At 34.2% G+C, this 20442-nt stretch carries 22 protein-coding genes and 1 pseudogene; 19 read left to right on the top strand and 4 right to left on the bottom strand.

All coding sequences use genetic code 11. The features are described from left to right. Window positions 1-10: 10 nt before the first annotated feature. The 17 genes from KA926_RS00620 to KA926_RS00545 all read left to right on the top strand — a co-directional run bounded on the left by KA926_RS00620 (window position 11) and on the right by KA926_RS00545 (window position 15852). The gene (locus KA926_RS00620) at window positions 11-634 is read left to right on the top strand and encodes a major tail protein (protein WP_210143420.1); all 624 of its coding nucleotides are present in this window, start codon (window positions 11-13) and stop codon (window positions 632-634) included. Between the two features lie 18 nt (window positions 635-652). Further along, window positions 653-838 (top strand): hypothetical protein, encoded by a 186-nt coding sequence (locus tag KA926_RS00615; protein ID WP_210143419.1) that lies wholly within the window; start codon window positions 653-655, stop codon window positions 836-838. A gap of 61 nt (window positions 839-899) precedes the next feature. Further along, complete coding sequence (locus tag KA926_RS00610; RefSeq protein WP_210143418.1) at window positions 900-1172, top strand: hypothetical protein; 273 nt, start codon at window positions 900-902, stop codon at window positions 1170-1172. A 105-nt stretch (window positions 1173-1277) separates the two neighbouring features. Continuing rightward, a complete protein-coding gene (gene gpG / locus KA926_RS00605; protein WP_210143417.1) occupies window positions 1278-1640 on the top strand; it encodes a phage tail assembly chaperone G in 363 nt (120 codons plus the stop codon). A gap of 32 nt (window positions 1641-1672) precedes the next feature. Then, on the top strand, window positions 1673-1825 hold the full coding sequence (gene gpGT, locus KA926_RS14145) for a phage tail assembly chaperone GT (RefSeq protein WP_186297058.1): 153 nt from the start codon (window positions 1673-1675) through the stop codon (window positions 1823-1825). Between the two features lie 28 nt (window positions 1826-1853). Beyond that, window positions 1854-6449, top strand: a complete 4596-nt coding sequence (locus KA926_RS00600) for a peptidoglycan DD-metalloendopeptidase family protein (protein ID WP_210143416.1) — start codon at window positions 1854-1856, stop codon at window positions 6447-6449. Continuing rightward, window positions 6450-7277 carry a phage tail domain-containing protein gene (locus KA926_RS00595; RefSeq protein WP_210143415.1) on the top strand — a complete coding sequence of 276 codons (828 nt, stop codon included), beginning with the start codon at window positions 6450-6452 and terminating at the stop codon, window positions 7275-7277. A gap of 9 nt (window positions 7278-7286) precedes the next feature. Then, the gene (locus KA926_RS00590) at window positions 7287-8846 is read left to right on the top strand and encodes a prophage endopeptidase tail family protein (RefSeq protein WP_210143414.1); all 1560 of its coding nucleotides are present in this window, start codon (window positions 7287-7289) and stop codon (window positions 8844-8846) included. Then, window positions 8839-9057, top strand: coding sequence for a hypothetical protein (locus tag KA926_RS00585; RefSeq protein WP_210139114.1), 219 nt, complete (start codon window positions 8839-8841; stop codon window positions 9055-9057). The genes KA926_RS00590 and KA926_RS00585 overlap by 8 nt, the downstream gene beginning before the upstream one ends. A 1-nt stretch (window position 9058) precedes the next feature. Beyond that, window positions 9059-11014, top strand: coding sequence for a right-handed parallel beta-helix repeat-containing protein (locus KA926_RS00580; RefSeq protein ID WP_210143413.1), 1956 nt, complete (start codon window positions 9059-9061; stop codon window positions 11012-11014). A 2-nt stretch (window positions 11015-11016) separates the two neighbouring features. After that, window positions 11017-12441, top strand: coding sequence for a BppU family phage baseplate upper protein (locus KA926_RS00575; protein ID WP_210143412.1), 1425 nt, complete (start codon window positions 11017-11019; stop codon window positions 12439-12441). Window positions 12442-12445: 4 nt separating this feature from the next. Beyond that, window positions 12446-12802: a hypothetical protein gene (locus tag KA926_RS00570; protein WP_210143411.1), complete on the top strand. Its 357-nt coding sequence runs from the start codon at window positions 12446-12448 to the stop codon at window positions 12800-12802. Then, a complete protein-coding gene (locus KA926_RS00565; protein WP_210139118.1) occupies window positions 12802-12975 on the top strand; it encodes an XkdX family protein in 174 nt (57 codons plus the stop codon). The genes KA926_RS00570 and KA926_RS00565 overlap by 1 nt, the downstream gene beginning before the upstream one ends. A 38-nt stretch (window positions 12976-13013) precedes the next feature. Next, window positions 13014-13436 (top strand): hypothetical protein, encoded by a 423-nt coding sequence (locus KA926_RS00560; protein WP_210143410.1) that lies wholly within the window; start codon window positions 13014-13016, stop codon window positions 13434-13436. Then, a complete protein-coding gene (locus KA926_RS00555) occupies window positions 13423-13821 on the top strand; it encodes a hypothetical protein (RefSeq protein WP_210143409.1) in 399 nt (132 codons plus the stop codon). The genes KA926_RS00560 and KA926_RS00555 overlap by 14 nt, the downstream gene beginning before the upstream one ends. Before the next feature lie 104 nt (window positions 13822-13925). Further along, complete coding sequence (locus KA926_RS00550; RefSeq protein WP_210143408.1) at window positions 13926-14420, top strand: phage holin; 495 nt, start codon at window positions 13926-13928, stop codon at window positions 14418-14420. Next, on the top strand, window positions 14398-15852 hold the full coding sequence (locus KA926_RS00545; RefSeq protein ID WP_210143407.1) for an SH3 domain-containing protein: 1455 nt from the start codon (window positions 14398-14400) through the stop codon (window positions 15850-15852). The genes KA926_RS00550 and KA926_RS00545 overlap by 23 nt, the downstream gene beginning before the upstream one ends. A gap of 1454 nt (window positions 15853-17306) precedes the next feature. Here KA926_RS00545 and KA926_RS00540 read toward each other — a convergent pair. Next, on the bottom strand, window positions 17307-17648 hold the full coding sequence (locus tag KA926_RS00540; RefSeq protein ID WP_192946846.1) for a magnetosome magnetite crystal formation protein family: 342 nt from the start codon (window positions 17646-17648) through the stop codon (window positions 17307-17309). Window positions 17649-17744: 96 nt separating this feature from the next. On the opposite strand from KA926_RS00540, the pseudogene KA926_RS14140 reads away from it, so the two are divergent. Continuing rightward, a pseudogene (locus KA926_RS14140) lies at window positions 17745-17932 on the top strand (nucleoside triphosphate pyrophosphohydrolase family protein); the annotation flags it as partial. A 281-nt stretch (window positions 17933-18213) separates the two neighbouring features. On the opposite strand, the gene KA926_RS14135 reads toward KA926_RS14140, so the two are convergent. Both KA926_RS14135 and KA926_RS00535 read right to left on the bottom strand, forming a co-directional pair. Beyond that, entirely contained in the window at window positions 18214-18303 is a 90-nt protein-coding gene (locus tag KA926_RS14135) for an SAR1012 family small protein (RefSeq protein WP_019469096.1), read from the bottom strand. A 109-nt stretch (window positions 18304-18412) separates the two neighbouring features. Beyond that, window positions 18413-18625, bottom strand: a complete 213-nt coding sequence (locus KA926_RS00535) for a TM2 domain-containing protein (RefSeq protein WP_192946845.1) — start codon at window positions 18623-18625, stop codon at window positions 18413-18415. A 176-nt stretch (window positions 18626-18801) separates the two neighbouring features. On the opposite strand from KA926_RS00535, the gene KA926_RS00530 reads away from it, so the two are divergent. Then, on the top strand, window positions 18802-19353 hold the full coding sequence (locus KA926_RS00530) for a GNAT family N-acetyltransferase (RefSeq protein WP_192946844.1): 552 nt from the start codon (window positions 18802-18804) through the stop codon (window positions 19351-19353). Between the two features lie 89 nt (window positions 19354-19442). On the opposite strand, the gene KA926_RS00525 is transcribed toward KA926_RS00530, so the two are convergent. After that, entirely contained in the window at window positions 19443-20381 is a 939-nt protein-coding gene (locus KA926_RS00525; protein WP_192946843.1) for a 1,4-dihydroxy-2-naphthoate polyprenyltransferase, read from the bottom strand. Between the last annotated feature and the right edge of the window lie 61 nt (window positions 20382-20442).

Raw genomic sequence — 20442 nt, 5'->3', positions numbered from 1 at the left:
GTGTTTTAATATGGCAGAGAAAAACTACCGTTCATTTACAGGTTTAACAGAGTTTTATTACAAAGTTCATGGTGAAGATGTACAACAAGTTACAGATCCAGAACGTATTAAATATTTACAAGAAATTTCAGTATCAAAAGACCAAGACATTGAAAAAGCATACGGTGATAACCAAGTAGCAGAAATGGCTGTTGCTAACGGTACTATCGAAGTAGAAGCTGGTTTCCACAAACTACCTTTAGAGGACAGAGTGGCGTTGTTTGGCTTAGAAAAATCAGAAGATGGTATTGTATCAGTTGGTAACGATACGCCTCCATATGTAGCTGTTATGTTCGCTAAAACTATGGAAGATGGTTCTCGTGAATATGTAGGATTACCTAAAGGGTTATTCACGTTCCCAGAGTTAGAAGGCAACACAAAAGAGGATGGCGTTGAATTCAGTTCAGATTCTACTACTGCCGAATTCATGCAAGCACCAGTTAAAGGCTTTGAAGAAGAAAAAGCAATGTTATTAGGTCACGATGCTAAAGGTACAACTGTTATGAAAGATGCTATTTGGGAAGCTATCTTCGGTGAATCTGCAGAAAGCAGTAATCCAAGTGATGGCACAGCAGAATCAGAATTAGGCGCATAACTTACAGGAGGTTTGATTATGGCTAAGAAAAAATATGAAGTCTTACACAAATTCATCGATTTAGAGGATAAGAACAAAGTATATAACGCTGGTGATACTTATCCTAAACCAGCAAACAAAAAAGTGTCTCACGATCGCATATTAGACCTTTCTACAAGCGATAACAAACGTGGTAAGGCATTAATCAAAGAAACAGAAGAATAGCTAACACGAGGGCTTAAATGCCCTCTTTTTATTTGCAAATAAAAATTAAAGGAGACTAACTATGAAAAAGCTAATTAACTTTTTTAGAAAAAAGAAAAGTAAACAAAATTTGTTAGTCATCACTCAGAAGGATATTAATTCTGTACCAACCGTGATTTATCAAGGTAAAAAAATCCTATTAAAACAGCGAATTAACTTTGAGTGGGATACGAAAGATTTAGATAAACCTTATGGCACAGCATTTAGCGTTCAATATACAGACGATGCTGAAGAAGGATACCCACAAATCACAGAATGTTATACGCATCCAAGCAAAACAGAACTTCTTAAATGAGTAGTATACACAACTGATTTACATGCTATAGCTGAGAACGAGAAAACAGAATCCATTATATCTATTAATAATAAATAAAAACCAAAATTAAAGGAGAAATTAAATATGGCTAAACGTAATTTCATTAAATTAACTCAAATTGACAAAAAAGGTAACGCAGTAACAGATTCAGAAGGCAATGCTAAATACGACACATTCATTACTCCTACACATATTCCATTTAGAAAAATATATGATGCTGCGGATTTGATGGATGGCGCATCAGATGAAAATACTTCCGCACAAGAAAACATCGACCAAATGTTAGATATGGTCGTAGACATCTACAATAACCAATTTACAAAAGACAGTTTGCTTGACCGTCTTAACGCTCCAGATGCTGTAGAAGAATTACAACAACAAATTGAATTTATCGCGCAGGGACAAATGGACGAAGAAAGAAAAAAGGAACTAGCGAGAATAATTTAAAATCTCTCTCTTATAAAGAACATAAAGAAAACATGAAGAAACTCATGCTGCAAATGATGAAGGAAGGCGGCAAGGATATTAACGATATTCTAGATATGCCTTTCGCTTTCTTCATGGAGTTAGTTGACGAAAGTAATAAGAAAAACGTCAAGAAAACGGACAGCATGATTCAAGCATTCATGTAATACATCTCACAAGTAAGGAGGTGGAGTAATGGCAGAAAGAATAAAGGGGTTACAGATCGACCTATCCATGCGCGACATGGGAGTTAGTAAAACACTAGCTGGTATTAAGCGTGAGTTTAGGTCTTTGAACTCTAGTTTGAAATTATCTAGTAACAACTTTAAATATGGTGAAAAGAGTGCATCATCTTATAAAGCGAGAATGAACGATCTCGACAAATCTATTAAAGTTGGCACATCAAATTTAGGCGAACTAGAAAAGCAATATAATCAAGTAGCACAATCACAAGGTGCAAACAGCGCTAAAGCGGTAAGATTGCAAACAGAGTATAACAAGCAAGCTAATGCTATAAATGCTATGAAAGACGAATACGGTCGTTTAAATCAGTACTATAGAGAAAACTTTTCTATGGCTGGTCGATTAAGTAATTCATTTAAAAGTATAGGCTCTAGCATGCAAAGTGTAGGTGGCCAAGCTCAAAGTATGGGTCGTTCACTAACGAGCAGTATTACTAAACCTGCGTTAGTTGCTGGTACTGCTATGGCTGGTATCACTGCTAAATTAGGTTTCGATAGATTAGTTGGTTTAGACAGTGCTAAAGCTAAACTTGAAGGACTAGGCTATTCAACGAAAGAAGTTGGCTCAATCACTGACCAAGTATCGAAAGCTATTGAAGGTGGTATGACCACAATGGCAGAAGGTACTGACGTAGCAGCAGGTGCATTAGCGGCAGGTGTGAAAGAAGGTAAAGACTTACAACATTACATCAAATTAGTCGGTGATGCTGCAGTAGGTGCTAACAGACCAGTTGGGGATATGGCAATGATTTTCAACCGTGTTCAAGGCATGGGGAAACTTATGACTGAAGAATTGAACATGATTGAAGAAGGTATGCCAGGCTTTGCAATGGCTATGTCTAAACATCTAGGTGTATCACAAGAAGAATTTAGAAAAATGGTTACAGAAGGTAAAGTATCTTCAGAAGATTTCATGACTGTTATGGATGACTTCGCAGGTGGTATGGCAAACTCTTATGCTAAGTCATGGCAAGGTATGGTTCAGAACACAAAAGCCTATATTGGTATATTAGGAGAAAACCTATTGAGTGGTGTGTTCGAACAATCTAAAGACGGCTTGAGAGAATTTGAAAAATTACTTCAATCACCCGCAGCGCAACAATGGGCTAAAGATACTGGCGAACAACTAGGTAGCGCCTTTTCTAAAATAGCAAATGGTATTAAAGGTATTATAAACTGGTGGCAAAGTTTAGACGGTTCCACTCAAAAGACATTAGGCGGAATAGTCAAATGGTTAGGTATTACATTAGTAACGATGGGTCCAGTTTTAACTATATTCGGTAAGATGGCAAGCACTATTGGTGGTATGTTTAGTGGAATGTCTAGTTTAATACAATTCTTCATTAGACATAATGGTGCGGCTAAAGTATCTGCTGCATCACAGGCTATATGGAATGGTGTTACTGCTACAGCTAGAGGGATCGCCAACGGATATAGAGCTGCAATGACTGCATTAACCACTTCTCAAACAATACAAGCAATTAAATCGAAAATTGCAGCAACCGCAATGACAATATGGACTGGTGTTACTAAAGCAGCAGCATTAGCAACAAAAGGACTAGGTCTAGCAATTAGATTTATGACTGGGCCAATTGGAATTGTTATCACTGTGATTACTGCTCTAGTAGGCGCTATCATTTACCTTTGGAAAACGAATAGCACATTCAGAAACGCTGTAATAACTGCATGGAATGCAATTAAAAACGCAGCAATATCTATCTTTGGATTTATCAAACCTTATATCATTAATATTTGGAACGCCATTAAAAATTCCACAATTGCCATTTGGAACGGCATCAAAACAAGTGCTGTAACAATATGGAATGGCATTAAATTTGCTGTTCAACATCCTATACAAGCGTTGAAAAACGTTTTATCTGCTTTATGGAATGGAATGAAAACAGCAGCTATTAAAATATGGACATTACTTAAAAATGGTGTTTTAGCAATAATTAGAGCTTATGTAGCACAAGTTAGATCTAACTTCAACTTAGTAAAAAGAATTGTATTGACTATATTCAACGCTATTAAGGCGTTTTCTATAAGAGTTTGGAATGCAATTAAAAATGGCATACTAAATATTGTTAGAATTTTAAGAAACAGTATCGCTAATATATTCAAAGGAATTAAAAATACTGTAACAACTATATTTAACGCTGTTAAGAACTTCTCTATTAAAGTTTGGAACGCTATTAAAAACAGTGTTATAAACCGAGCTAAAGGACTTTGGAATGGTGTTCGCAACACATTCAATGCGCTAAAAAAAGGTACGACTGCAATATTCAACGCAGTCAAAAACTTTGCGTTAAAAGTGTGGTCTAGCATTAAAAACGCTGTCGTTTCAAGAGCAAAAGCTTTATGGTCTGGTGTAAGAAATGCCTGGAACAACCTTAAAAAAGGTACCACTAACATATTCAAGTCAGTTGGTAGTTTCATGAGTTCCAAATGGAATAGTATTAAAACTGGAACAGTCAATAAAGCTAAGTCACTTTGGTCTGGCGTTAAAGGTGCTTGGGGTTCTTTATCCAAAGGAACACGTAACACAATGAATTCCGTCGGTGGTTTCATGTCTAAAAAATGGAAGGACATCAAGAGTGGAACGGTTGATATAGTTACTGGAATGAAAGATAAAATCACTGGTGTTATGAACAAAATGGGTGACGTTATCAAGTCGGTAACTGGTGATATTAAAGGTTTCTTCTCTGGAATGATAGACAAAGTTAAAGGTGGATTAAACAAACTTATCGATGGTGTGAACTGGGTTGGTGGAAAACTTGGTATGGATAAATTACCTAAACTCAAGTTACACACTGGTACTGAACACACTAACACAACGACAAATGTTGTTAAGAATGGCAAGATTGCTCGTGATACTTTTGCCACTGTTGGTGATAAAGGACGTGGAAATGGTCCTAATGGTTTCAGACATGAAGCTATTAAATATCCTAATGGTAAAATGGCGCTTACACCTAACAGAGATACAACAGCGTTCCTACCTAAAGGTTCATCTGTTATGAATGGTATGCAGACACATTCTATGTTAAGCGGATTGCCTAAATTTGCTAAAGGTACTTTATCTAACAAAAAGCCTAAGAAGAAAAAGAAAGGGGATAACTTCTTTGGCGACGTAGCTACTGGTATAAAGGCAGGCACAAAAGTTGCTACTGGTAAAGTTGTAGACAGTGGTAAAGCAGTGGTTAATAAAACACTGGAAACTGCAGCTAAAGGCAAGAAATGGCTTGGAGAAAAAATTGGCGATGTTATGGATTGGATAGACAAGCCTAAAAAGTTATTGGATAAAGTTCTTGAAGGGTTTGGTGTAAATCTAGACGGATTTGGTATTTCTAAAGCTGCAGAGTTACCTTACGATATGATGAAAGGAATGTTTGGTAAACTCAAAAAGGCGGCTGTCGATACATTCACATCTTGGTTTGAAGAACAAGGTGGTGGCGATGGCGGATATATCGACCTTTCTAAAGGTATTAACTTCCCATTCAGTCCGCATGGTAGAGCGCCAGGCTATCCATTCCCTTATCCACACATGGGAATTGATCTTGGATATGTATATGACAAATTGTATTCAGTTGCATCGGGTACAGCAACCGCTAAAACTACAGCAGGCGGTTTTGGTAAACATATGTGGATTAAAAGTGGTAATATGGACTACATTTATGGGCATATGAGTAAACACGCTTTTAGTGGTAGCAAGAAAGTAAAACCAGGTGATTATTTAGGTGTTTCTGGTAATACCGGAATGTCATCTGGACCACATTTACATTTTGAAGTAAGAAAAAATGGCAAGGCTATTGACCCATTAAAATGGTTGAAAGCTAATGATGGCGGTGGCAAAGCCGGCGGTAAATATGGCAGTACAATTAAAAAAGCTTTAGGTATGGCTGGATTGCCACAAACTAGCAAATACATTAAAGCATGGCAAAGTCAAGCTAAGACAGAGTCTACATTTAATCCAAAAGCTAAAAACCCTAGTGGTGCGTCTGGATTGGTGCAAGTTAAGCCAGGGACGTTCAATCAATATAAATTACCTGGTCATGGCAATATTTGGAATCCATTAGACAATTTGATTGCAGGTATGAGATATGCTAAAGCAACTTACGGACCTAAGAAAATGCTTAATAGAATCGGTCATGGTCTACCATATGCTACAGGAGGCTTAATTAATTCATCCGGATTATATAACTTGGCAGAAGAAGGTCATCCGGAGTTTGTAATACCTACAGACCCAAGTAGACAATCAGACGCAATGAAGTTACTCGCTATTGCCACTCAAAAAATAGAAGGCAATAAGAAAAACAAACGCCCTAATCAAATGCGTACGCCTTCCACTAGCAACAATAACGACAACGAAATGATAAATGTTATGGCTAGACAGTTAGAAGCTACACAAAGACAAGTAGAATTGCTAACACAACTTGTAGCTAGTAACCAACGTTTAGAACAGAAACCTACAGGTGTGAGCGAGAAACAACTTAGTCAACAACAAGCTAAAAGGTTAGGTTTAGAATCTTATAGTTTAGGAGGGAGTTTTTAATTGAAAAAAAGAGTGCAAATATTTGATGACGATAAAAGTTTTTATTTAGACGAAGTTATCCCACACATTAGGTTTTTAGAGGCTAGAGAAGAGGATGTGGAAATAATTGTAAACTCCCAAGAAATCAGAGGGACAGATGGTGTAATGATTGGGCCGAGTAACTTCGGTCCTTTTAAATTGATTTTGCGATTTTCTTATTTAGCAGAAGATATAACAGATTATAAGTTGATGAAGTCGAAATTAAGAAACATATTATATCAACGAAAACCCTATTACGTCCTTCATTCAGATATGCCTGGAAAAAAATACGCAGTGTATTGTGAATCTAATGCTATAGAAGATTTAACGAGCAAATTCGGAACGTTTGAAATAACTTTTCAAGTTTATAAAGGATATTCTGAATCGTTGTATAAAACTGATCAATTCTCTTTGTTGTCTGATAAATGGCAGTTTGAAAGTGGAATAATGCCAGATAGAGATATAAGTTATAAGCACACCAGACAAAAATTTTCTATTTACAATGGAAGTAGTGACACAATCAACCCACGTATGCGACATGATTTGCAAATATGGATTAGGTTAAACACTACCACTGGTTTTAGGTTAGTCAACAAAACAACTGGTGATATTTTTGAATACAAGGGTAAGTTGCAAACCAATCAAAGTTTTTTAATTGATGGTGCATACCCCTACATTGAAAATAAAAGGTGTGGGAGATTAACCAACAAGGCAATCATCACATTAGCTCCTGGTTATAACGATTTTGAAATTTGGGGAAGTGTAAGTCGTGTTAATTTACAATTCATTTTCCCTTTTATTTATAGGTAGGTGATGAAGTTGAGTTCAGATATTATAGTTACCGATATTAAAAAGAGTATGTCCGAATTATTGTTAGATTTTGCATATGACACTTTCAAATATGAATATGAACGTAATAACACTCGTCAAATTTCATTCATCGCTTATAAAACAAGTAAAAATGAAGACGTGTATAATTTACTTCAAAACGAATCATTCATTGACTATCAAGGGCAAAGGTATGTAATTAAAAATGCTTCACCATCATTCGACGGTGTTATCCACACTAAAGAAGTTACTGCCACTCACATTATGTTTGAATTCCAAAATCATTATGTGAGTAAAGATGTAGATAGCGAAACGATAAACGAAGATTCAAACGAAGAAAAAAAGGTTTCAATGACACTCAAACAATATTTAGATTATGGTTTCAAAGGTAATAAACAAGGCTATTCTTATGAAATTAAAGGTACGTTCAATTCTAAAGTATCGTTAGAAGAATTGGGGTCTAAGAACGGACTTGAATATCTTGTTGAAGGCGCTGAATTGTTTGGCTATATTTATTATGCTGATAACAAAAAAATATATATTTATGATGACAAAGCGTTTTATATTCAAACAGAAAAAATAATTAGATACAAATATAACAATAGTGAAGTTAAAGCGAGCATTGATACTAAAGATTTAAAAACTGTTATTCGTGGTTATGGTAAGAAACTAACCACATCCGATACAAAGAACTATTCACCAGCTAAACCTGGTGATCTAACATATAGTGGAAAATTTATAAAAGAAGGAACGTGGCGCACCGAAGAAGTCGGAGCGTCTTTTTCGTATACTTTAAATTGCAAATACGGTAATGAAACTGTGGTATTCAATCTTAAACGTATGAGCAAAGGTGGATTATTAGACCTTTATTATGATAACAAAAAAATCGGTGAATATAGTTGCTATAGTAAATCGGCTAATACACAAAAAATCACATTAGACAAAGAAGCGAGCAAAGGCAAGCATATAATCAAAGCAATATTCAAAGGAAAGAAATCAGGTGTCGATTACAAAAAATCTAATTCATGTATGTATGTAGGAACATCTAAAGCGGTTGTGATTAACACTACAGCAAAATTAAAAGGAAAAGATTTGTACAGTTCATATGTTGAGTATAAATCACCAAATTATTCAATTTTCGGTCATAGAGAAGCACCTGATTATTTTGACGAACAAGAAACAGAGTATAACAAAATTAAAGAAAAAATAAAATCCGAATTAAAAGACGAACCAGACATTGAGCTGGATATTAATTACATTGGCAACGAAGATATAGGAGAACGTGATGCAATTTGGTTCATACATGAAATTATGGGCTATAACACAGATTTAAAGGTTGTATCACTTAATAAAACACATCCATTAAATCCAGAACCAGACGAAATAGGTTTTAGTAACAACAAAAAAGACATCGTCCAAATTAGTAATGTGTTAAATAACAAAATAAAAAATGTAAATGCTGCACTAAGTAAATCGAAACTTAACAACATTTATTCTGGTTCGAGTGGTGTCAACGGTTCGATAGTAGGGAGTGTGTTAATAGATGAATAAAGAAATACCAATTGTACGTTTTGAATTTGGCGGAGAAGATGCATTTCCACAAACGCATACAGAAGGTGTTATAGGTTTAGAAGATTTAATCGAATCTATTGTCGCACAATATTTAAGAGGCGACACAACAATCATCGCGCCAACTGGGCAAAGATTCAAACTAACTGTCGATGACAAAGGCGTGTTAGGTACAGAAAGGGTGGATGGATAAAATGTTAAGACTACAAACGAATATGAGTGGTCAGTTAGACCAACGTTGGCGTAATGAAACAATAAGTAATTTCAAAAAGATACAAAAGTTTTCTAACGATTATGAAAGTCATATGATTTTCCATCAATACGATCAGTTGAAAGCACATGACAGCAAACAAATTACTCATGCAAACACTACATTAGATAAGATGATAATTTATTTATTAAATGAAGTTAAAAATTTAGTTGTAGGTGTCGACGGTGATGGCATTAAAGAAGTAACAGATGCACGTGTGGGTCAAGATGGAACGCAACATAATATATTATCTCAAAGACTTTTTACAGATTTCGCAGATGTTTATACAGACATCAATCGTGTAGAAGGAAAACTCAGTTCTATAAACATTGATGAGTATCACCCAGATAAAACTGGTAAGACAGATGTATCTGATTATATTCAAGATGCTTTGAACAGAATTCATAATAATGGTTCAGGTACGCTTTATATCCCTGCTGGTAAATATTTAATAGGTAAAAGACTTATTATTTATGAGAATACAACAGTGAAAATGGATAACAATGCAATTCTTCTTCGTGGTTGGGGTGGCGGTTTCTTCATGAATGGACCAAGCGAAGATGCATTCTACGGTTATGAAGGTCGAGGAAACATCCATTTTGAAGGTGGTACGTTAGATTCTAACTATGAACAAATTGATAAATTCAAAACTACTGCCATTGACATGGTGATATTAAAACATGCAGAGAACATCACCTTTAATAACGTGAAATTCAGAAACTTAATTAGTTATCACTGTGTAGATGCAAACGGTATTAGAAATTTAACGTTTGATAACTGTACATTTGAAGGATTTATAAATCTAACAGGTAGCAATTTTAAAGAAGCTATACAAATAGGTGAATATACTGCTGAAGGTATCGGTGGTGCAGGTCATTTTGATGGGACACCATGTAAAGAAGTTTCAGTAAAAAATTGTACATTTAGAAAGTCAGATATATTAGGTAGTTTTGATGTTGCAATTGGTAATCACTATAGTGTGCATAATATCTATCAAGAAGACATTAAAATTGTAGGGAATACATTCGAGGACATCAAACAAGCAGCAGTTCGACCTTATAAGTGGGTGAATACGAAAATAACAGAGAATTCATTCAGACGTTGCTATGAAGGTGTACGCATTTCATCTGTTGGTGGTGAAGATAAGAGTGCTAGCGATGTAAATGGAATTCCTTCTGGAACGCCACAAGCAGGGCGATTATTTGCTATCAATAACAATTCATTTGAAGAATACAAGAAAACAGGTGTTTCAGTATTTGGACAACAATACAATGGTATAAACGCACCCGTGCAGAACATCAAAGTTACCAATAATTTCTTTGTATCTGATAACAACGATGTAGGTGAAGCAATTGTTATGACCATGTGTGATGATATGCACATTAAAGACAATACAATATCATATGCTTATCGTGGTATTAGATATAAAGGTTGTGTCAATGTGTTTATTGAGAAGAACTATATTAATAATATCAAAACAGAAGGTATGTATAATGAAGTATCACCATACACAGGATATTACGCACAAAATAAATACATTAACATTTTGAACAACCTAGTTAATACTACAGGTAAAAATGGCATATATGTTCAACATGCGTCGTATTCCTTTGTTAGATCTAATACTGTTTCAAATCCAAATACTGATAACATCGACGGTAACGAACGTGGTGGTATTTACTTAAATAACTTTGACACTGGTGAAGTAGCACATAATCACGCCTACGGTTCAGATAAATCATTTGCTATACGTGGTGTTAATATGAAAAACACTACTATATTCAATAACGGTGGCTCTGGCGGCATATTTATAGATGGTGACGCTAATACGAAAATTGGTTATTGGAATGTATCGGACTATAACAACATTATAAAAACGAATACGAAAGGTGTGTATTGATAATGACTATGAATAAACAGACAAATATACCTTTAGAAACTACTGCAAAGTACCAACCATTATCTAATTTAGACGTTAATTTTTACACAAGAGATATTCAAACATCGATATTAAATTTTATTGTAACTAGAAATCACAAACCATTGTTATTGGGTGAAAGTAATGTGGTTACAAATATAAGTTTAGAATTTGAGGATGGATCTATAGTGAGAGATGATTTAACGATAAAGGATGGTATAAATGGTGTTTTATCGTATACATTATCAGATGAAATGTTACGCCACACAGGTAAAGTAACAGGACAAGTTGATATAGCAATTAAAGGGAAAGAGGACACTGTTGTTGAACGGTTGTTCTCTTTTAATATAGCTAAAACTTTAATTGATAGTATAGATGCTGAAACAAAATTAATACACATCAAACGCTTTGCAGATTTAGAGAAGAACATCACTGAAAGATACGAACGAATGGAAGAAACTTTTGCTAACGGCGAGAGTTTAGCACAAGCTGTATTGGATGCATCAGAAAAAGGATTAGATGACCTTAATACAGCAAAGACACAAAGTTTAGAAGAACTTAATGCGTCTAAAGCTAATACATTAAAAGAAATCACAGATACAGGAAGTAATTATACCAACCAATTAAACACAGTCTATAACACGATGGATGAAAAGATTAATAAGTTTAACAGCGATGTTCAGGCTGGAGGTTATGTTAAATCATCAGCTACAGACAACTGGCAAAAATACAAATTAACTAACGATGATGGCACATCAAAAGACTTAACAAAGGCAGACTTATTGAATAATGAGTATCTGAATACTTTAACACCTGGTAGCTACTATGTATCTGGTCCAGTAAGCTCCCCGTCAGGCTCAAGTGGTTTCTTAAATGTCTTACAAAGAGGAACAGTTAAAGTCATTGTTTTCCAGCCTTATAATAAAAACAACTATTATATTAACAGATTTTATAATAACTGGAACGGTTGGACAGATGTACTTGCAGATATGGAAACAACTAAAGGCGCTCAAGATAAAGCAAATAAATCTCTAGCAGATGCAAAAACCTATATAGATAATAGCCTTCAAGATACAGGGTGGCAGGACTTACCATTAATGAGTGGTGTAGAAGCTGATACGACATTAGGACCGTCAGTGTATAGAGTAAAAAATGGGGTTTGTAATATCATATTCAATCTTAAAATGACAGTTTCTAAACCGGAGACTGATTTTCTAACATTACCATCTAATGTCCTTCCAAAATACCCATTTAGTTTTTTTGCTAGAACAAATGGTTACTCAGGTAAAAACCCTGTTAAATGTAGTTATGAAGCAACAGATAAAGTATTTAGAATATGGCAAAACAATGAGAATACGATTAATACAGGTGATTTTGTCTACGGACAATTAACTTATATTGTGGGGTGATTGAATGTATAAACAAGTTTTCGACTATAACGGCAATCCTTATTTAGTATTAACTAATGAAAATGGAAGTTTATCAGAAAAAGATTTAAAAGAACAAGGTGTGTATCAGTATACAGAAATCATGCCACCTAGCAATCTTTATCCACCACGTAAGTTTGATGGTGAAAAATGGTATGGGGCAACAGCAAATGATACAAAAAAAAATGACAACGGAAGCACACAAAAACCCGACCCTTTAGAACTCATAGTTTCACAATTACAAATGCAAATTGCTAAAGGAAATGTACAATTAAGAGAAACTCAAGAAAAACTAGCAAACGCTATGCTTGAGATTTCTAAACTTAAAGGAAGTGTTGAATAATGTGGCCAACATTTGAAAGTATTAAATATTTTTACGACATTAATTGTTATACAAATGAAGATATACAAACCTATGTTGAATTAGGATGTTTAACTAAAGAGGATTACACAAGAATCACTAATGAAGAATATCAAGATAATGAAGAAGATGGAATACCAGAAGGTCACTATTAATTTAGCGGCTTTTTATTTTGTAGAAAGTGGGTGAATGCATGAACGAAATTTTTACAATACGTGATAAACTAGCCACATTATCTTTATTTGGATTAGGCGTGTTTGTAGATGTACGAGGCCTCTACTGGTTCGTAAGTCCCGAAAATGTAACTAAAGAGAGTGCTTTTTATCAAGCGTTAAATGACGTTATGTCCATTTGGATTTGGGGTTTGTTACTGCTTATATTCGGTACTTGTCTGATTCTATCAAGTTTATTTTTCGGCAAACGATCTGTGAAAAATACTTCGGATTACTTTATGTTAATAGGTGGGTTAGGAAGTGCCATCATACACTTCTTAATGTCGTCGGCAGCTGTGTATAATGCACTTAATTGGCTAACGCCAGCACAGTTAATCGTTATAACAGCATGGCTTGGATTTGTCGGTTTCTTAGGTGGTTTGGGTATTTATGAGCGAAGATAAATATGTATTAAGACACGAATGGGAAAAATCAAGGGGCAAGATACACGAACGCATAAACGAAGTGGATAACAAACACACAGACAATTTTAATAGTTTGCTAAATAAAGTAGATAGACAGACATTGGTGCAAGAAAAGTCATTTGAATCACAAGCTAGGTCTGAGAAACATTTAGAAAAAATGAGTGAATCATTATCGACGGTAGGAACTAGAGTTACTGATTTAGAATACGAAACAAAAAGTCATGAGAAAGAAATTAAAAGTTTGCAAGGGACTGTAGAAGCAGAAGCAAAAGGAAATAGAGAAGTAATTGGCTACTGGTTGGGATTTGCGGGTGTTGTATTAGTCCCGCTTATTTCTTTGGTAGCAAACATCTTCTTTAAATAAGTCGGCACTCATGTGTCGGCTTTTATTATTCACAACGATAGGTAAATACATTTCTCGATGCAACACAGGGCGTTTCTCAGCGTCTTATATTTGGAGGTTATTAAATGAAGAGTATTAACTGGAAAATACGTTTCAAAAAGAAATCATTTTGGGTGGCTATCGTTTCGGCGATAGTCCTTTTTGTTAACAATATAACGCAAGCATTAGGATTAAACTATACAGAACAACTGGAACAATTTAGTGATGGTATTAATGGATTATTAGCTGTATTAGTCACATTCGGAGTAATAAACGACCCTACTACTAAAGGGATGAAAGACAGTGGTATTGCACAAACCTATTCAAAACCACGTGATGAAAATGAAAATCCAGTTGAGTATCAGAAAGTGGTTAGTGATGAAAAAATTACACCAGAACGAAAAGAATTAACGCCTGCAGAATTTGACACATCTGAACCATTCACTGATGATACTGACGAAGTAGAATTTGATGTTGCAGATTATGAATATGATGAAGAATTAAAACGTGGCGCTAGTCGTTACCACGATGACGACGTATTGAAAGTGAGTGATGAAGATGACAGCAAAACTAACGCATAAGGAATTTATTAAATTTTTAAAATCAACGGAAGGTAAACAATACGATGAAGATGGATACGCAGCTTTCCAATGTGTTGATTATGCAAACACAGGTTGGTTAAAATTATATGGTCATAAACTGAAAGGTGAAGGCGCTGCAGATATACCAAATGAAAACAATTTCAAAAGAGAAGCAACTGTATATAACAATACTCCAGAATTCTTAGCTAAGCCTGGAGATTTAGTGGTATTTAATAGGAATTATGGTGGCGGTTATGGTCACGTAGCTTGGGTAATTGAAGCTACTTTAAATTACATCATTGTGCTAGAACAAAATTGGTTAGGTGGTGGTTGGACATCTGGAGGTATTTGGAATGGTACAGGTTGGGAAACTGTGACTAAACGCAAACACGATTACGATTTCCCTATGTGGTTTATCCGTCCTAAATTCAAATCAGAAACAAATGAAACTACACCGAAGAAATCAGCACAATCTGCTACTAAATCGACTACAAAGAAAACTTCTGCTAAAAAGAAAATGAAAAAATTAAGTTATATTCGTGATGAAGTAAAAGGTTATCGTTTGCCTAATCGTGGATATAAACCAACGTCAATAACTTTACACAACGACGCAGGAAGTGTTGGTGCTACTGCAGAAGCATATCATCGTGGATTAGTGAATGCCCCTCTATCACGTTTGGAGGCTGGTGTAGCCCATTCATATATAAGTGGGAATACAGTATACCAAGCGTTACCAGAAAGCCGTATAGCGTGGCATACAGCCAATCAGAACGGCAACAAAAACTCATATGGTATAGAAATATGTCAATCGATTGGCGCAAGTGATAAAGTATTCCTAGCTAATGAGCAAGCAGCGTTTCAAGAAGCAGCAAGATTATTAAATAAGTGGGGGTTGAAAGCTAATCGTAATTCAGTGAGAATTCATATGGAATTTTCACAAACTAGCTGTCCACACAGATCAATGAAACTGCATGCTGGTTTCGACCCAGTAACGCAAGGCGTACCTTCACAAGCGATACAACTTAAACTTAAAGACTATTTTATTAAGCAAATTAGGGCTTACCAAGCAGGAAAAGTACCTACTGCAACTGTTGCCAAAGGTACTAGCGCATCAAGTAATACTAAATCAACTGTAGCTGGTGCATGGAAACGTAACAGTTATGGTACATGGTATATGAGCGAGAAGGCACGTTTCACTAACGGTAGTCAACCAATTATGGTTAGAACAACTGGACCATTTAGAAGTTGTCCATACGCTTATGATTTCCAACCAGGTGGATGGTGTGATTATACAAGCGTTTTACTCCAAGATAACCACGTATGGATTGAATACGAATGGAAAAATAAAAGATACTACCTTCCAATCAGAAATTGGGATGGCACGCCTCCTCCACGTCATTCTGTGGGAAGTTTGTGGGGGGTTATTTCATAAAGTGTGTATAATGTAGATACCACGTAATCATACTAGGGTAGGCACATAGCGGTGCTTGCCCTATTTTTTTGTGGTATAATATATATAAAGTAGTTGTAAGTAAATACTTATTTAAACCTACGCCACCCACACATGTCACTGGGTGGTTTTTTTATGAATAAAAGTTATATTTAGATGAAGGAACTGGATTAAGTAGAATTAGTTTAATGGATATTGTAGAGATAAAATAAACCCACCTTAATTGGTGGGTCACGTGTCAAATACGTGTCAAAATGTTTCTGTTTCGTTCTATTTCTTTCTAAAGTATATACTCAAAAATCCTTTAGTTATGCGGTTTTCGATTATATCCGAAAGTATACAAATGCCCTCCGTTTCCGTAAAAACAGAAAAATCATTCCAAGTGAATACTTTGGATAACAAAAGAACGTTGTTAAATCAGCGTTCTTTTTATTTTGTGAAAAATACATAAAAGTGAATCCTATAAATTTTGGTCAACTTGTGGACAATTTGACCAGTTTTAAAATTATTTTGTCCGTTTAGTTGTCCAATTAAAAATTAAGGGCTTCATCTAGCTGATTATCTTCATATGATTTTAATTTTTCATGTATATGACTATATACGCTCCAAGTAATTTCAAAGTTTGCATGACCTATTATTCTCTTTCAATATATACATTTCCATTTATTAGTTTACGGTGGTTATGTGTGCGATTGTACAATATAATTTTTATAAAAAATATTGTGTGATTCATAAAAGAGGAAAATTCACATACTTAAAATTGTTTTGGTATCTTATCCTTTTTAATGTAGGTGGATAGTACGTTTTTAACAAAAGAACGTATGCAAGAGTTGAAAAAAGCATTTATTAGAGTATATGTATTGCAAAACAACTCCCTATAAAGTTTAAACATCAAACCTATAGAAATATATTACGGAAAATGTATGAAATAGACGGCACAAAAGAATTTAGAAATCTACTAAGCGATATGGGAGACGAATAAACATAAAATATCGCCAATTATGGCTATAAAAAGTTAATTACTTAATACTTTAATTATTAATACGATGAATGCTATTGGAATTGCTGTAGCTAATATAATCGCAAGGATAGTAAGTATTACAAGTATAGTTGTAAACATATAGAAAACTCCTTCATAAAGTTGATAAGTTAATTACAACATATTGAAGAGAGCATTTAAACAAGCCTTACAAGAATGTCATTTCTTCTTGCGTGTGAAATATTCAATTATTCCTATTACAATGAATACAGGTAAAAAGATTAATAATGTATAAATGATAAGGCTCATATTAGTACTCCTAATGAATTGGATACTATTATATTTAAACATTTTAGGTAGTGTGAGTTAAATAAAATGACAAAATTGTCACATAAGTTGGACAGCGAGTAAATATAGAAGTTAGATAAAAAAACCACCCAGTTAAGGATGGGGAATGTTACTTATTCGTAAGTAATTTGATACCACGAATGATGTTAAAAAGGAAGAAAATACCTGCAATTAGTAATAAAAATATTCCTATTCCGAATGAAACATTAGATATTACTTCTTGATTGTCAAAAGGTTTATCGAAGACTTCTCGAGAAAAGATGAAACCTACATTTGCTAAGAAAAAGAAAATATATACCCAAATGTGATTAAATAATGCTTTTCTACCATGTGTAGAAGTTGGCTTTTCAGCTAATATCCAAACTAATATTGGAAATATAATTGGTGCGAAAAGCATACTGAAATAACTTAGTGCAGATAAAATATTTTGACTTTTATTATGATGTTCCAATTTAATCGCCTCCAACACAATTAAAACATTTTAAAAAATAAATTTGAAGCAATATATAAAACCTAACGATATTGTTAGATATGGGATAACGTTTAAATTACTAACACATTAGATCAATTAGTAATACAAGTAGAACAATGGAATGTAGATAAAAACTTACATAATGGTAATCCAGAGAGGCGAACATTAAAATTCTATGAAGAAGCTGGTAAAGTCGGTGCAACATTATCACATAACAAATGGAAGATTTAAAAGACGGTAAAGATAATAAAGTATTCTCATTAAGTTGACGTAAGTAATACGTTGATTTAAAGGTTTTTGTTATGTCCGGATAATTTTCGATAAATACGTAAAACAAATTATGCGACAATATTAGAAATGACAATTGCCTTTCAGTAAAACATAAAAGTAAGTTTGAATGAATACTTTAGTTGTGAATGGGGACAGAATAGAGGATGTTTTATTAATATATAGTTTTATTTTCCGTTATTGCAATGTGGCTAGAGAATCATTGCTCATACTTAAGCCCCACTAACTCAATATATTGAGTTAGTGGGGCTTGAATTTATTTTGTTTTTTTACTTATTAAGTTTCTAATTCCTCTTACAATATAACCGACAATCAGTGTTCTAAAAACACGTTTTATAATATTCATAAATTTTTACCTCCTAAACGAAACTCATACATGCTACTTACATACTTTTACCCATTTTTTATAAGTGTAATGAAAATATAGGGGTATTTTTTAAAACGTTAGTTTAAAACTATTTTTCGAAAGAAATAAGCCCGTTCTCATCTGCTTTGTTAAAGAAAATTGTTAAGATACCACTAATGATAGCAATAATATAGGGAATACCAGTCCAGAAAAATATTAAGTGAATAATACCTTGTAGCAATTGGTTTGAGTAAAATTTATGGATGCCACACCATCCTAAAAGAAATGCAAGCACGACGTAAATGACTTTGTTTACTTTCATGTGTATAATATCCTTTCGTTATCTAGATTGTTATTTTAATTATCTCTTAAATAGTAGAATTGAACAAACAAAACAATGTGACAAAATTTGAGTTATAAAGTTGTTATTACATCGAAATTTTAATTTGATTCATATATAATAGAATTAATCATTGCTATAAATAAAGGAGAAATCAAATGATTAGAAAAGCTAAACCTAGTGACAAAAAAGATATTGCAGAATTATGTTATATCATTTGGAGTCAATTAGATATAGATATGGTAAAAGAAGTCGAAAAGTTTCGTTTGCTTAATATAATGGAACAAAGCATGGTAGATGTAAAATATAGAGGGCATATTAGTAATGTATGGGTGTATGAAATTGATGGCAATGTAGCAGGATGTTTAATTGCATATCCAGGCAATAAGGAATTAGAACTGGAACAAGCGTGGCTAGACATGGATTTAGAAGCAGATATAAAATCCTATGGTACACCTATGCCTATGAAAGAGGCTAATGATGATGAATGGTATATTGAAACTGTAGCAACATTTCCTCATTACCGTGGGAATGGTGTAGCAACGAAATTGATCAAACATGTCATTGCGAACTACCCAGATGAAAAATGGAGTTTAAATTGTGATATAGATAATCTTACAGCATTACGCGTCTATGAAAAATTAGGTTTTGAAATTACGAGCGAATTTGATTTATATGGTCATATGCATTATCACTTAGTACATATTTAGCGTTTATTTGTTAAAAATAAAAAATCGTTCATCAAATGAATGAAGAACGATTTTGTATATATAAGCATAAAGCTTTAAATTAGTTGTTATTAAATACCACCTAATAGAGCACTTATATAGATACCTAATGCATAAAGGAAACCAAAGAAAGTATTAGTTTTTCCTGTAGCAGCCATTGCAGGCATCATTGTTTCGGGTGTGTCGTTCTTTTTAAATCTTCTAACTGCTTTGATTGGCATTGGGAATGACAATAAGGCTAGCAAGAAGAAAATTGAACCACCAGGTTTAAAGAAAGTGATGTAGATAACGAGTAAATAAGCAACGATATACATCAATGCTAAAAAGCGTACAGCATTATTTTTCCCTAATAAAATGGGTAATGTTTTTCGGCCGCTTGCCTTATCTTTTGCCCAATCTCTGATATTATTGCCCATATTGATAAGTCCAATTGTGATTACGATTGGAATACTAATCCATACTGCTAGACTTTGTAAATTACCAGTTTGGATAAAGAAGGCAATTAAAATAATGATCATGCCCATAAAAATGCCGGAGAATAGTTCGCCAAAAGGCGTCCAAGAAATAGGGAATGGTCCACCCGTATATAAGTAACCTACGGCCATGCATACTAACCCAATCGGTAGTAACCAGAATGAACTTTGGGAAGCGATAAATATGCCTAATATTGCTGCGATAATATAGAACGTTATGGCTAAGTTCATGACTAATTTTGGACTCATGCCATTACGCACAATTGCGCCACCGATACCTACTGAAGTATGGTCATCTAAGCCTTTTTTAAAATCATAGTATTCGTTAAACATGTTAGTGGCTGCTTGGATAAGTAAACAAGCGACTAACATAGCTATGAATAAGCTAAGTTTTAGATGATCTTCACTACCTAGGAGGAATATTTTTGCAGTTGCAGTACCTACTAAAACTGGAACCACTGCAGCAGTCAAAGTGTGTGGCCGCATTAGATGCCAGTATTTTCTGACTGTTGAATATTGTTGGTATTGAGATGCCATAATAATTTACCTCGAATTCTTTTAATATAATTAATTTTTATCAAATTAATTTTAATAGAAG

Origin of the sequence: Staphylococcus sp. GDY8P94P, from assembly GCF_017892255.1 — a bacterium.
Lineage (GTDB): Bacteria > Bacillota > Bacilli > Staphylococcales > Staphylococcaceae > Staphylococcus > Staphylococcus cohnii.
Note: the sequence above shows the minus strand (reverse complement) of the source record. Positions and strands in the feature narration are given on the sequence as shown.

Bases quoted from the DNA above. Each gene is read 5' to 3' on its own strand.
- KA926_RS00560 (WP_210143410.1), top strand. From the start codon at position 13,014: ATGAACGAAATTTTTACAATACGTGATAAACTAGCCACATTATCTTTA.
- KA926_RS00555 (WP_210143409.1), top strand. From the start codon at position 13,423: ATGAGCGAAGATAAATATGTATTAAGACACGAATGGGAAAAATCAAGG.
- KA926_RS00550 (WP_210143408.1), top strand. From the start codon at position 13,926: ATGAAGAGTATTAACTGGAAAATACGTTTCAAAAAGAAATCATTTTGG.
- KA926_RS00535 (WP_192946845.1), bottom strand. From the start codon at position 18,625: ATGAAAGTAAACAAAGTCATTTACGTCGTGCTTGCATTTCTTTTAGGA.
- KA926_RS00525 (WP_192946843.1), bottom strand. From the start codon at position 20,381: ATGGCATCTCAATACCAACAATATTCAACAGTCAGAAAATACTGGCAT.
- KA926_RS14135 (WP_019469096.1), bottom strand. From the start codon at position 18,303: ATGAATATTATAAAACGTGTTTTTAGAACACTGATTGTCGGTTATATT.
- KA926_RS00545 (WP_210143407.1), top strand. From the start codon at position 14,398: ATGACAGCAAAACTAACGCATAAGGAATTTATTAAATTTTTAAAATCA.
- KA926_RS00585 (WP_210139114.1), top strand. From the start codon at position 8,839: ATGAATAAAGAAATACCAATTGTACGTTTTGAATTTGGCGGAGAAGAT.
- gpGT (WP_186297058.1), top strand. From the start codon at position 1,673: ATGAAGAAACTCATGCTGCAAATGATGAAGGAAGGCGGCAAGGATATT.
- KA926_RS00620 (WP_210143420.1), top strand. From the start codon at position 11: ATGGCAGAGAAAAACTACCGTTCATTTACAGGTTTAACAGAGTTTTAT.
- gpG (WP_210143417.1), top strand. From the start codon at position 1,278: ATGGCTAAACGTAATTTCATTAAATTAACTCAAATTGACAAAAAAGGT.
- KA926_RS00530 (WP_192946844.1), top strand. From the start codon at position 18,802: ATGATTAGAAAAGCTAAACCTAGTGACAAAAAAGATATTGCAGAATTA.
- KA926_RS00565 (WP_210139118.1), top strand. From the start codon at position 12,802: ATGTGGCCAACATTTGAAAGTATTAAATATTTTTACGACATTAATTGT.
- KA926_RS00610 (WP_210143418.1), top strand. From the start codon at position 900: ATGAAAAAGCTAATTAACTTTTTTAGAAAAAAGAAAAGTAAACAAAAT.
- KA926_RS00575 (WP_210143412.1), top strand. From the start codon at position 11,017: ATGACTATGAATAAACAGACAAATATACCTTTAGAAACTACTGCAAAG.
- KA926_RS00600 (WP_210143416.1), top strand. From the start codon at position 1,854: ATGGCAGAAAGAATAAAGGGGTTACAGATCGACCTATCCATGCGCGAC.
- KA926_RS00580 (WP_210143413.1), top strand. From the start codon at position 9,059: ATGTTAAGACTACAAACGAATATGAGTGGTCAGTTAGACCAACGTTGG.
- KA926_RS00570 (WP_210143411.1), top strand. From the start codon at position 12,446: ATGTATAAACAAGTTTTCGACTATAACGGCAATCCTTATTTAGTATTA.
- KA926_RS00615 (WP_210143419.1), top strand. From the start codon at position 653: ATGGCTAAGAAAAAATATGAAGTCTTACACAAATTCATCGATTTAGAG.